This window comes from Sporosarcina sp. Y1011, assembly GCF_057669885.1.
In genome coordinates, this window is the sequence record NZ_JBYHFP010000016.1 from 70,265 (window position 1) to 81,919 (window position 11,655).

General features: G+C 39.9%; 12 protein-coding genes and 1 pseudogene. 8 read left to right on the forward strand and 5 right to left on the reverse strand.

Annotation, left to right across the window (positions count from 1 at the left end):
• Nucleotides 1-1,248: a DUF4153 domain-containing protein gene (locus AC25Y5_RS15075; RefSeq protein WP_488141011.1), complete on the reverse strand. Its 1,248-nt coding sequence runs from the start codon at nucleotides 1,246-1,248 to the stop codon at nucleotides 1-3.
• 54 nt (nucleotides 1,249-1,302) lie between these two features.
• A pseudogene (locus AC25Y5_RS15080) lies at nucleotides 1,303-1,464 on the reverse strand (helix-turn-helix domain-containing protein).
• A gap of 680 nt (nucleotides 1,465-2,144) precedes the next feature.
• Between AC25Y5_RS15080 and AC25Y5_RS15085 the strand changes: the two are divergent.
• From AC25Y5_RS15085 to splB, 4 genes are all read left to right on the forward strand, one after another.
• Nucleotides 2,145-2,552, forward strand: coding sequence for an RNA-binding domain-containing protein (locus tag AC25Y5_RS15085; protein ID WP_488141012.1), 408 nt, complete (start codon nucleotides 2,145-2,147; stop codon nucleotides 2,550-2,552).
• 127 nt (nucleotides 2,553-2,679) lie between these two features.
• Nucleotides 2,680-4,020: a cyclic 2,3-diphosphoglycerate synthase gene (locus AC25Y5_RS15090; RefSeq protein ID WP_488141013.1), complete on the forward strand. Its 1,341-nt coding sequence runs from the start codon at nucleotides 2,680-2,682 to the stop codon at nucleotides 4,018-4,020.
• Nucleotides 4,021-4,184: 164 nt separating this feature from the next.
• A complete protein-coding gene (locus tag AC25Y5_RS15095; protein WP_488141014.1) occupies nucleotides 4,185-4,499 on the forward strand; it encodes a hypothetical protein in 315 nt (104 codons plus the stop codon).
• A gap of 181 nt (nucleotides 4,500-4,680) precedes the next feature.
• A complete protein-coding gene (gene splB / locus AC25Y5_RS15100; RefSeq protein WP_482101714.1) occupies nucleotides 4,681-5,709 on the forward strand; it encodes a spore photoproduct lyase in 1,029 nt (342 codons plus the stop codon).
• A gap of 72 nt (nucleotides 5,710-5,781) precedes the next feature.
• On the opposite strand, the gene AC25Y5_RS15105 is transcribed toward splB, so the two are convergent.
• A complete protein-coding gene (locus AC25Y5_RS15105; RefSeq protein ID WP_488141015.1) occupies nucleotides 5,782-6,276 on the reverse strand; it encodes a CarD family transcriptional regulator in 495 nt (164 codons plus the stop codon).
• 142 nt (nucleotides 6,277-6,418) lie between these two features.
• Here AC25Y5_RS15105 and AC25Y5_RS15110 point away from each other — a divergent pair, with 142 nt between their 5' ends.
• Nucleotides 6,419-6,847: a MarR family winged helix-turn-helix transcriptional regulator gene (locus AC25Y5_RS15110; RefSeq protein ID WP_488141016.1), complete on the forward strand. Its 429-nt coding sequence runs from the start codon at nucleotides 6,419-6,421 to the stop codon at nucleotides 6,845-6,847.
• 78 nt (nucleotides 6,848-6,925) lie between these two features.
• Here the strand turns inward: AC25Y5_RS15110 and AC25Y5_RS15115 are convergent, their stop codons facing one another.
• Nucleotides 6,926-7,285 (reverse strand): carboxymuconolactone decarboxylase family protein, encoded by a 360-nt coding sequence (locus AC25Y5_RS15115; RefSeq protein WP_488141017.1) that lies wholly within the window; start codon nucleotides 7,283-7,285, stop codon nucleotides 6,926-6,928.
• A gap of 180 nt (nucleotides 7,286-7,465) precedes the next feature.
• On the opposite strand from AC25Y5_RS15115, the gene AC25Y5_RS15120 reads away from it, so the two are divergent.
• From AC25Y5_RS15120 to AC25Y5_RS15130, 3 genes are all read left to right on the forward strand, one after another.
• Nucleotides 7,466-7,744 carry a hypothetical protein gene (locus tag AC25Y5_RS15120; protein ID WP_488141018.1) on the forward strand — a complete coding sequence of 93 codons (279 nt, stop codon included), beginning with the start codon at nucleotides 7,466-7,468 and terminating at the stop codon, nucleotides 7,742-7,744.
• Between the two features lie 302 nt (nucleotides 7,745-8,046).
• Entirely contained in the window at nucleotides 8,047-9,732 is a 1,686-nt protein-coding gene (locus tag AC25Y5_RS15125) for an alpha-keto acid decarboxylase family protein (RefSeq protein ID WP_488141019.1), read from the forward strand.
• Nucleotides 9,733-10,050: 318 nt separating this feature from the next.
• The gene (locus AC25Y5_RS15130; RefSeq protein ID WP_488141020.1) at nucleotides 10,051-10,590 is read left to right on the forward strand and encodes a signal peptidase I; all 540 of its coding nucleotides are present in this window, start codon (nucleotides 10,051-10,053) and stop codon (nucleotides 10,588-10,590) included.
• Nucleotides 10,591-10,831: 241 nt separating this feature from the next.
• On the opposite strand, the gene AC25Y5_RS15135 is transcribed toward AC25Y5_RS15130, so the two are convergent.
• On the reverse strand, nucleotides 10,832-11,620 hold the full coding sequence (locus tag AC25Y5_RS15135; RefSeq protein ID WP_488141021.1) for a helix-turn-helix domain-containing protein: 789 nt from the start codon (nucleotides 11,618-11,620) through the stop codon (nucleotides 10,832-10,834).
• Between the last annotated feature and the right edge of the window lie 35 nt (nucleotides 11,621-11,655).

An 11,655-nucleotide genomic window follows, 5' to 3' on the forward strand; every position in this document is an offset into this window, starting at 1 on the left:
CTAATTAAAAATGAAAGGAAAAGTAAATGTAACGAAAGCCGCCCAAAGTACGTAGACTGGCAAATACTTAGTAACCGCATCTTGGATGGGTGAAGGTCCGGTCTTGTTTTGTAGAAAACGCATATAGGAGACCATAATCCAAATTAGATTTCCCCAGATAAGTATGTTTACACCTAAAACAGCGAGTCTGTTTGGTGTAATCCCATAAGAAGAAAGTCTGAACACGATGGCTGACAAAGCCACACTGTCAATGATAAGAGCAAGAACAATTAGGGCGAAATTTATATAATCAGAAATGTTCTTTTTCTCGTCTGTACCGCTTTCAGTAATTGAAAATATGTTAACGGCCAAGACACCGAGGAGTATTCCGTTAAATGCTATCAGGAAATTTCTGTCCAAGAATGGATTTTTTTCGACCCAAATAACCGTTATAAGATAGACCAACAATGTCGCCAGGACAAGAGGACTAAAAATTTTAGCTATATATGGTGTAATATTCTTAGCAAGTTTAAGATTCATCGATACCAGGTATGTAGCCACAATAGCGAGAGCGGCAGCACCGAATAACACGACATTTCTAAAATAGAAGTCTTCTATATCCAAATCGACAAAGCTAAACAACTGCATGGTTAATGCTGCTAACAGCATTCCGCTAATGGCCATGCTGACGTAGAGTATGCAAAGTTCCAAATTGAATTTTAGATAGGCTAATCTTGTGCTGCCTATACCATATTCATTTCCTGTAAATGCTAGCCCTATCAATCCCCATAAGAATATGGGAAGGTGTAAATAAGCAAGGATAGTACTGTCATTATCATTTAATGGCAGCATATTAAGATACAAACCGGAGATTAGGAACATCAATGCAAGTGTGTAAATAACCTTTTTATGGGGTTTATTTTTGTATACAAAATAAACTGCAATAAAAGGAAGAATCCCAAAAGCAAGGTTAATTGGGGCAATTGCTTGCTGTTCGACAAAATGGAAAATGATCCTAGTACTTATCCCGGCCAGAATGGCTAAAATGCCCATGAATAAGAAACCTTTCTGAAGCAAGGAAGCTTTTTCTGGATGTGCCGTCTCCTTGAAATTCAATCTTTCATACCAAGCAGCAAGAACCGGCGAATCAGGATTTTGTTCCCATGCGTATGAGAATGACTTTTTAAAGGCATTGGGGTCATTTCTAAACATTCTCTCCAGCTCACGGGGGTTAGCAATATTTTTACTAATCGAATTGTCGATTTCCACGGTTATACCTCCTCTAATAATTGTCATACTAAGTCCTACTTTCCTCCACGATGCTTATAACCAAATTTTATTATCTTTAAATGTCTTCGTCACTTTTGTTTCTGAAATCTGTCCATACTGACATTCTAAAGCCTTACAAATCGCCTCTAGAGTTAATAATGGAATTGCTTAAGCCTTTCCAATTTTCAATATAGAAAGGTTAGCCATTGAGTACATCGCATACCGTTAAATCATTTTCAAGTTTCATGAAAAGCAATTCACATATATATGTTATGTTTCATTTTAATACATTATTTATTGTTTATCAATAAATATTTATTAATTTTAGCAATATAATTGTTGTTAAGGTATAATTCAGACGAAAATATAAAACATTCCTCTATTTAAATTAAAACTTATGGAACTAACCTGTCTGTTACTTCCATAATGGATAAGGGCTTAACTGGAATTAAACTTTTGATGTATAAAAGACGGATTCAAGATAAAATTGAAGTCTATAAAGAAAGAAAAACAGAAAGTTAAAATAAACGTTAGGTGCATCACGGGGAACCCTATCATAAATAAGTGAGGTTTTTTGCTTCAATAATTAGTAATTAAAAATGCTGAAGATAGCTCTGAATTGGTTAGAAAGGGAGGTTAAATGAATCATTAACCCACGGGGGCTCCCTACAAGTAACAGACCAACTTAACAATTCCAAAAACCATTATAAACAGCCATGCCTAAACAAACATATAATTATAAGAACAGGTAGTTCCCACAAGTAAATTTGTGATAAGGGACTGCCTTTTTTGTATAAGCATTCATTCACGTAATTGCATGCATATAGTTAAATTTTTCTGGAAAGGAGGATATTCATGTGAAGAATAAAAGCGAAATCATGTGGATCATTCAGTAATTGAATCATCATATTGCAGATGATTTTGAAGCGCAGGATCTAGACTTTAAACAATGGAATTATAGTGCTTTGGAGGAAAATATCAATAAAATGATTAAATATGCAGTTTGTATGGCAAATGGCGGCGGGGGCAGCGTTGTTTTCGGCGTGGCCGACAAAGTGCGGGGATTAGACAATGTTTTATTGGGGATCCCATTTAATGTAGAGATAGAAGAATTACAAAAAAGGGTCTATGAAAATACGGATCCACACATAACTGCTTCATTTGATGAACTCTTTTATAATGATTATTCAACCCGGCTCTTAGTTATGAATATTTCGCCGGAAACACCGCCTTATACAGTAAAGGGAGGTACAGCAAGCATTAGGCAAGGAAAAGCGTGTCTGCCGTACAAGAACAATTCGTAGGGATTGACTTTTTCTGAGCTCCATATATTTTATTTTTTAGCACTTATGAAAATAAAGTTGTATTATTATGCATTACTTGTTATAATTATAACAACATTAAGACATTGTAAGTATAGGAGAGATTGCTATGGAAAGAAAAAATATTATTATCATAGGTGCTGCAGGAAGAGACTTTCACAACTTTAATACGTATTATCGCGGGAATGAGGCATTTAATGTTGTTGCTTTTACAGCGGCACAAATTCCGGATATCGATGGACGAAAATATCCAAGCGAATTAGCAGGTGAACTTTACCCCGAAGGAATTTCGATTTATTCACAAGATCAATTACCAGAGCTGATTAAAGAGCTACAAGTGGATGAATGTATTTTTGCATATAGTGACATTCGTTACGATGATGTAATGAGCATAGCTGCGATTGTCAATGCAGCGGGTGCTAACTTCACATTGCTAGGGCCAAACAGCACGATGTTAAAGAGTAATAAGCCCGTCATTTCTGTTTGCGCTGTGCGAACTGGAACTGGAAAAAGTCAAACGTCTCGAAAAGTGATCGAAACGCTACTGGAGGATGACTTAAAAGTCATTGTAGTGAGACATCCGATGCCTTACGGCGATTTAAATGCACAACGTGTTCAGCGTTTTGCTACAGTTGAGGATTTAAAGAAACATAATTGTACAATCGAAGAAATGGAAGAATATGAACCACATGTAGCACGAGGTAATATTGTGTATGCTGGCGTGGATTATGCAGATATTTTGGCTGCAGCTGAAAATGATCCAGATGGCTGTGACGTTATTTTATGGGACGGGGGAAATAATGACTTCTCATTCTTCAAGCCTGATTTAGCTGTTACTGTCTTGGACCCACATCGCCCAGGCCATGAATTGAAATACTATCCTGGCGAAGTATGCCTCAGAACAACTGATGTGGCCATCATTAATAAAGTGGATAGTGCACCAGAGGAATCTGTTCAAATCGTCGAAAATAATATTAAATTTGCAAGTCCAAATAGCAAAATCATTAAAGCTGAATCCAAGATTACAGTCGATTTTCCGGAGAGAATTGTTGGAAAACGCGTGTTAGTCGTTGAAGATGGTCCGACGTTGACACACGGAGAGATGAAACTTGGCGCGGGTACAGTTGCTGCAGAACGTTTGGGTGCGGCGGAAATCATTGACCCACGTCCATTTGCAGTAGGTACACTAGCTGACACGTTCAACAAGTACCAACATATTGGAAACGTGATTCCAGCGATGGGCTACGGCGAACAGCAATTGAAAGATCTTGAAGAAACGATTAATAATGCCGACTGTGATGCAGTGATTATTGGCACACCAATCGATTTAACACGTATCATTTCTATTAATAAACCGTGTACACGTGTACACTACGATTTAGATGAAATAAGCGGTCCGAACTTAAAAGGTATTTTGAAAGATTTTATCCAAGAACATAAACTTGTCTAATAAACAATTAGAAAGACTAGCGACTCAGTTGCTAGTCTTTTTTAAATGTGAGCTTCCATTTTAGATGCTGTGCAAGATATTATTTGAATAATATAATATAATTAAATAGTTATAAACTTGAAATCAATATATAGGTAAATATCTACCCTGTATGGATGAATTGTGTGCTAGTGTTTCTTGCTAATCCCGACCACCCGGAGTATGAGCATATGGTTGAGTGGGGACGGATGCAGCGTTATCAGGACTTTGCTATTGGCCATAGTATTCGTGTGGAAAACACTTGGTTTGGCGGTGAAAAACTGTTTGTTGACGGGGTACTACAAGACCAACAAATAGGAATTCGGTTCAGTTCAAGATTATTCGGGAAGGTAGAGATTGAAGCTGGTAAATATGAAAATATCAAGGTTTCAATAGGTTCAATCGTGAGAACGCATTGTCAAATCTTTGTAGACGATCGCCTTATCTATTCTTCGATGTGAATGTATAAGTGGTTGGAAGGCTGTTTAGGGAAATTTAGAGTTCTGATACAATTTCGAATTATGTTAGCACGGGTACCTTTTATTTAGTCCATTTTCATAATTTCTCACTTTTAAGACAAGCTATACAAAAAGGAGAAAGGTGATCATATGGATACTAATTATGGATTAGGTAATTCACGGTATGAATAAACCCTTTACACCACAGCTTGTTTATTTTGAGCCAAATGCGCTTGATTATCCGCTTGGCAAAGAACTAAAGGAAAAGTTCGAGAACATGGGGATTGAAACACGTTTTACGACATCACATAATCAAATTCGGGATTTACCGGGTGATACGGACGCTCAAAAATACCGTATCGCAAAGTCCACCTTGGTTGTAGGCATAAGAAAAACGTTGAAATTCGATACGTCCAAGCCATCAGCTGAATACGCAATCCCACTTGCGACCGGTTGTATGGGGCATTGTCATTATTGTTATTTACAAACGACGATGGGCAGCAAACCCTATATTCGAACTTACGTTAACGTGGAGGAGATTTTAGAAGCGGCTGATCAATACATCGAAGAACGCGCACCCGAGATTACCCGGTTCGAAGCTGCGTGTACATCCGATATTGTGGGAATTGACCATTTGACCCATTCATTAAAGAGAGCAATTGAACATATTGGTCAAACAGAACTAGGTAGGCTGCGTTTTGTGACGAAATTCCATTTTGTCGACCATTTACTGGATGCCAAGCATAATGGCAATACGCGCTTCAGATTTAGCGTAAACGCTGATTACGTCATTAAGAATTTCGAGCCCGGCACATCTCCTCTGGATAAAAGAATCGAGGCTGCAGGGAAAGTGGCAAGAGCCGGTTACCCACTAGGCTTCATCGTTGCGCCCATCTACCTTCACGAAGGCTGGGAGGAAGGCTACCACCACTTGTTTAAGCGACTTGACGAGGAATTACCGCAAGATGCAAGAGACGACATAACATTTGAATTCATTCAACACCGGTTTACGAAGCCCGCAAAAAAAGTGATTGAAAAGAACTACCCAAAGACAAAACTGGAGTTAGATGAAGAAAAAAGACGCTACAAATGGGGCAAGTATGGAATCGGTAAGTATATTTACCAAAAGGACGAAGAGGATGAAATAAAGATGTATTTATACGGATATATGGAAAAGTACTTTCCGAATGCGAAGTTGGAGTATTTTACTTGAGCCGTCAAAAAAAAGCGTAAGGCCCTGGGGAACTGGGGCTTTACGCTTTTTCTTGCACCGATCACTTACTCCTTATTTACTAACCAAGTGCTTAACTTTTTTAGATATTTCTTCATAAGAAGTATCCAACGACACCGCTAATTCCTTATACATAATTTTTTCTATGTTTGCCAAAAGAGCTCGATCATCTCCATCGAGTTTCTTTTCGTCCTCATCCGCCTCGCGCTTTTTCTCCATTAACGTAACTGCCACTTGAGCAATTACAGTACGGTCTCCTGTGTTTACAAGACTTTTATATTTTTTCGTACGCTCTCTTGCGTTCTCTATCCACTCGATGCCTGGCTGTTGGAAGGAAATCAAAATCTCTTCCGCTTCTTCTTTATTTAAGACGTTCTGCATGACAATTTTTTCACTATCAATAGGGATATTTATGATTAATCTCGCATTATCAAGTGGATGCAATACATAATAGGTTCCCGTACTGTCACCATAGGTTTTTTCGCATATATCGTCAATTTGACATAATCCATGTGACGAATAAATAATTACATCTCCAATATTAAACATACCTGTTAGCCTCCAACTCTACAATCGTCAATTTAGTTTACAATTTTCATTTTACGCCAAATTCACTAAATTGTCAATTTGGTTGACAATGGAGTAGTGGTTTTATATAGTAGGTGCAAAGATATCTTTAGGGGTGAAATGGTTGGATTTGGAATTTAAAAACTTAGATTTAATAGATATATTAAGCGAACGACATCTTCAACTGAGAAAAATAACAGAAAAACGATGGAATGCCAGCAGTGATATTTATTTGTCTAATTCCGAGTGGTTCATCATGGCGAGAGTTTATAAAAAACAGTCTACGATTGCATATGTTTCCAAACATGTGGATATATCCAGGCAAGCCACCCATAAAGTCATTAAAAGCTTGGAAGCAAAAGGCTTAGTTGAAATTAACAACATGGAAAATAACAAAAAAAACAAACGCATACGATTAACTCAATTAGGCGAAGAGTGTTATGAAAAAAATGAGTCGTTGAAGGCAAATTTAGAAACAGAAATCGCAAATAAGTTAGATCCTGGACAGTTAAAAATTCTAAAAGACTTTCTGAAATTGGATTGGGGCTTATAGTTTAGGGTTTACTCAACTCATAGTTATCATACTAAAAAAGGAACAAATCCATTTGACAGGATTTGTTCCTTTTCATTGTTATTGAACGATTCCTGTAAAGTCTTCGAGGGCATCTTGCCAAATGGTTACGCCTTGGCTCATTGCGGAACCGCCGCCTAGAGCTGCAGCCACTCCGATTGCCTCCATCATTTCTTCCTCAGTAACACCCGCATCCAGGCAACCCTTTGTATGGTAAAGGATGCAATATTCGTTATGAGCGTGCACGCTAATGGCGAGTGCGATTAGCTGTTTGTCTTTCTGCTTCAATTTGCCGTCTTCGAAACACGACTCGGTGAATGCATGAAAAGCCTTGGCCACATCCGGCAACTTTTCTGCGAAACTGCCCATGCCAACTTTGTATTCCTGTAATACGGCTTCTGAATACGTAATTTCCTCCATTTTGTACCCTCCTGTTCGAGGGTAGTATTAGCTAAGACCGCGGAAGGCATGCATTGTTTTGAAGTTAAATTAATTCCTTATCTTTAAATTGAAATAGCCTGAGCCGCGCATACTTTAAGAATATTTCACAATACTAAGCGCGCTGTAACTAATTTTATTTGCAGGAAGGGAGAGGTAAAAATGGCTAAGCGCTCTGAAACAAGTTGGAAGAAGGATAACCCCAACACATTTTTAAGCAACTCCGTTCAAAAGGCGGATCGTGCGGTGAAGCAAGCAATGACACATCCAGAAGAAATTGCAGTTGAGCATGCTTTCAATTCGATATCACGTGCGGACAAGGCGTTCTTACATGCAGAACAGCAGGATGAGCCGGCAAATTCAGTCCAGCAAAACAAAGAGCAGCTAGATTTGATGAAGCAGCAGTTGAACGAAGTCAATGGGATTGTGAAAGAGCAGTAAGATGAAGCGAATACCCCGTAGGTTTCGCAAAGCTTTTGGGTGTGATTCATTTCTCGTCTTACGTACTTAGTTTAATGTACCCCTTCAAATAGGAAGAAAAACAGCATAGGAAACATTTGCGAAAGAAACACTACAGCGGCTCTTTGTAGTGTTTCTTTCGTATGAATGGAAATACCCGTTGGGAATTAGGAGTAAGTAGGCGGAAATGGGGTAATTTAGATAAATAGAGTAGCTACAGAAAATCTCCATTGTTTTCGGAACTATGCTACCCAGTGGAAAACATAAAGGAGGACTAAATTAAAATGCAACAGCCCATTCCAACACATTCGCCCACACTCGGGCAGTATCTTTTCGACAGTCTGAAAGAAGAAGGCATTACCGAAGTTTTCGGCGTTCCAGGAGATTATAATTTTAGCCTTCTAGATACATTGGAGCAATATGATGGAATTCGTTTCATAAATGGACGTAACGAGCTGGGGTCGGGATATGCAACTGATGGTTACGGACGACTTCGTGGCTTATCAGCGCTCATTACAACTTTTGGCGTTGGCGAGATGAGCGCCTGCAATCCTATTGCGGGTGCGAACAGTGAATTTGTGCCCCTCATACATATCGTCGGTGCGCCCAAATCAATGGATCAGCAAGCGCATAAACTAGCGCACCATTCTCTCTTGGACGGCGATTTTGACGTATTCCGGCAAGTGTATTCGCATCTGAGCGCATACACAGCAATCGTGACGCCGGAAAATGCCGAACAGGAGATTACAGCAGCAATCCGTATAGCTAAACAAAAAAGCAAGCCGGTCTATTTGATGGTAGCTATGGACTTGGTCACAAAGCCCATCGTCCAACGCCCTGTTCCAGAAGTGAAAAAAGTTACGACATACAAACCTGCGCTTGAGGCAGCGATTCAACATGTAACGAGATTGTTGAACGGGACGAACAATGTTGTTCTTTTATCAGATATGCTGTCGCTCCGCTATGGACTCAGAGATTCCGTTCAGCAGCTCGCGTCGAATTTAAACTTACTGGCTGCTTCGCTTATGATGGGCAAGAGTAGCTTCGATGAACGACATCCGAATTACATCGGCGTGTACGGCGGAGCACTAGGAAGTGATCAGGTCAGGACAATCGTCGAAAGCGCAGACTGTGTGATTGCGGTTGGCATGATTTGGAACGACACAAATTCCGCGAAGGAAACGGCAAAACTTAATCGTCTTCGTCTCATCGACATTCAGCCCGAGTATGTACGGGTCGGGGAATCCATGTACGAGCAGGTGATGGCTGCAGATCTCATAGCTGCCTTGAACGATTGTGGTTGGTCCCGAAGCGGCGCTTTACCTCAGGTTTCCTTCCCTTATGATGAAATATCCGGCGAACCGGAGCAACCAATCCAGGCATCTACGTATTATCCACGCATTCAGCGGATGTTGAAAGACAAAGACATTGTTGTGGTTGAGACAGGAACCTTGTCGTACGGCATGTCACAGGTGCGACTTCCGGCAGGAGCCGAATATATTAGCCAGCAAGGTTGGCAAAGCATCGGCTATGCAACACCTGCTGCATTCGGGGCATGCATCGCGGAACGGGACAGGCGTGTGCTGCTGTTTACGGGAGAAGGTTCGCTGCAGGTGACGGTTCAAGAAATCAGCACGATGCTGGATAATGGCTGTCGACCAATTCTGTTCATCCTCAACAACAGCGGGTACACGATTGAGAAGTATTTGAATGTTTTAACGTCCAACCAGCAGTACAACGAGATTCCGGACTGGAATTATACGCAGCTAGCTGAAGCCTTTGGCGGTAAGGCGTTCACGGTTGCGGTGCGTACCAATCAAGAGTTGGATGAGGCAATTGTTGCAGTGGAGCAAGCACAAACGAGCCAACTGTGCATGATTGAAATGATTGTCACTGATCCTATGGATGCACCGGACTATTTGATCCGACTCCGCAAGCATTTAGAAGAACAGGAACGTCTGAAAGAATAGCTGTATGCTGTTACTTCAAATAAGGATATTGCATTGAGCGCACTCCGCGGAGTGCGCTTTTATAATTTTTCGATTGCAAGATTATTACCCCGCAACTCAAAATTGTTGTAAGTCGGTGGAATAAAAGATTCGTATTCATCATAAAGTAATGTCACCAACGAGTTACAGGCGTTAAGTGGGACATGCTCCATACCCCCGTTTCAAAACAAATTTCAATACTTCAACTACCGCAATGAAAATTTAACTTTCTTTGTTAGTTTATGAATCCAAAGGAGATTGAAAAATGACTTGATGAATTAAAAAAGGGGATTATTGGTAGTGGAAAAATATTTTAGAAGGATAGGAAGTAGTATTGCTACATTACTAATAATCGTAGCGTTTGCATCTATCTATTCATTATGGCATTCAAGTAAGATACCTGGAAAACCTCCTTCTGTATTTGGATACATCAGTATGACCGTTTTAACGGGGAGTATGGAACCGGGGCTTAAAGTTGGGGATTTAATAGTGGTTAAGACTTTTAACGCAGAGAAAGCAAAGGTGAATGACATAATCATGTTCAAAAATAGCAATAATACGTTAATCACGCACAGAATTGTAGATGTCGTTGACAAAAAGAATGACGTTTTTTTTCAAACAAAAGGAGATGCAAATAATAGTAGCGATCAAGACCTTATTCCAAAAGAGTTGGTTATTGGGTCTCTACAATTTCATATACCTAAAGCTGGGTACATAGTAAGTTTTCTAAAGAGCCCTCCTGGGTTAGCGATAGTGGCTACCCTTCTATTTATAGCTGTAACACTAAGATGTTTAAAAAAATTCACTACCGACTATCCAGAAAAGAAGGAAGGGGTATGATCATTAAATTGTAGAGTCTAAAAAATACCTGGAAATCCAGAGCCTAAAGATCCAAAGCCAGAAGTACCCGAGAATCCGGAACCTAAGGATTAACAACCAGAAGTATCTGAGCGTCAGAAATCCAAAGAAGCAGAACCAGAAATGTCTGTAAATCCAGATATAAACGCTTTGAACCTGAAGAATAGGTGCCTTTCTCATGGTCAAAAGTTCTGGACCAACTATTCCTCGTGTTGAAAGACAACTACCGGTAGAAAAACCCCTCGAATGGCACGTCATAATCCATGAAAGCCTCGCTGAATAAAGCTTTGTCGATGAGTTCGCGCAAAACGCCTGAATAATAGCCGGGCAGATTTCGAATGTTTTTCACTTTTGTCGTTTGAATCGCAATACGAAGTGCTTGCATAGCTAATTGCTCGAACAGCTCCCCTTTGTCTTCGTGAATACTGAATTTCAGCATTTGCAGGGACTGTTTCCGGTATACGCCGTAAAAGTTGCGTGCTAATTTACTCTCTCCGATTGTGGAAGAAAGAAAAGATTTCATCTTACCGAAAAGTGTAGTAGGCACAATTTCCGGAGGAGACGTTCTATTAAGATCTTTAGTACTTAACGCTTTAGAAAGAAAAGCTTCGTTTTGTGGTTTAGCAGGTTCCGCCTTACTGGCAGAAGGCTTTTCGTCACTCACTGGGGTGTTCAATTTCGACTGGTCATTAGTAGGTTTAATGACATAAATGTTAGCGCCTAGACCGCTCATAATGGGACGAATATAGTGAATCCTATCGATGATTTCGAGTTTTTCTAACTTGCGAATGGCACGTCGTACAGTAGCATTGGATTTCTTAATGGCCTTTTCGATGGTTTCGTGTTTCAAGTGGGCAGCGCCATATTTAACAGAGTAGCGACGGATCATATCAAGAACAGCCCGCTCAGTTTGGTTCATTCCGTTCCAGTGTGTGAGTACGTGTTGCCTTGTTGCTGCGTCCAAATCGTGTTTGTTTGTGAAGTGTGCGTATTCCGTTAAGTAAGTTGTCATAAAGAATATCCCCTTTATTCTTTATATAGAAGAAA

What these genes read in the sequence shown, in the direction of transcription:
- AC25Y5_RS15090 (WP_488141013.1), top strand. Translation starts at nt 2,680, where the DNA reads ATGGAAAGAAAAAATATTATTATCATAGGTGCTGCAGGAAGAGACTTT.
- splB (WP_482101714.1), top strand. Translation starts at nt 4,681, where the DNA reads ATGAATAAACCCTTTACACCACAGCTTGTTTATTTTGAGCCAAATGCG.
- AC25Y5_RS15105 (WP_488141015.1), bottom strand. Translation starts at nt 6,276, where the DNA reads ATGTTTAATATTGGAGATGTAATTATTTATTCGTCACATGGATTATGT.
- AC25Y5_RS15115 (WP_488141017.1), bottom strand. Translation starts at nt 7,285, where the DNA reads ATGGAGGAAATTACGTATTCAGAAGCCGTATTACAGGAATACAAAGTT.
- AC25Y5_RS15120 (WP_488141018.1), top strand. Translation starts at nt 7,466, where the DNA reads ATGGCTAAGCGCTCTGAAACAAGTTGGAAGAAGGATAACCCCAACACA.
- AC25Y5_RS15125 (WP_488141019.1), top strand. Translation starts at nt 8,047, where the DNA reads ATGCAACAGCCCATTCCAACACATTCGCCCACACTCGGGCAGTATCTT.
- AC25Y5_RS15135 (WP_488141021.1), bottom strand. Translation starts at nt 11,620, where the DNA reads ATGACAACTTACTTAACGGAATACGCACACTTCACAAACAAACACGAT.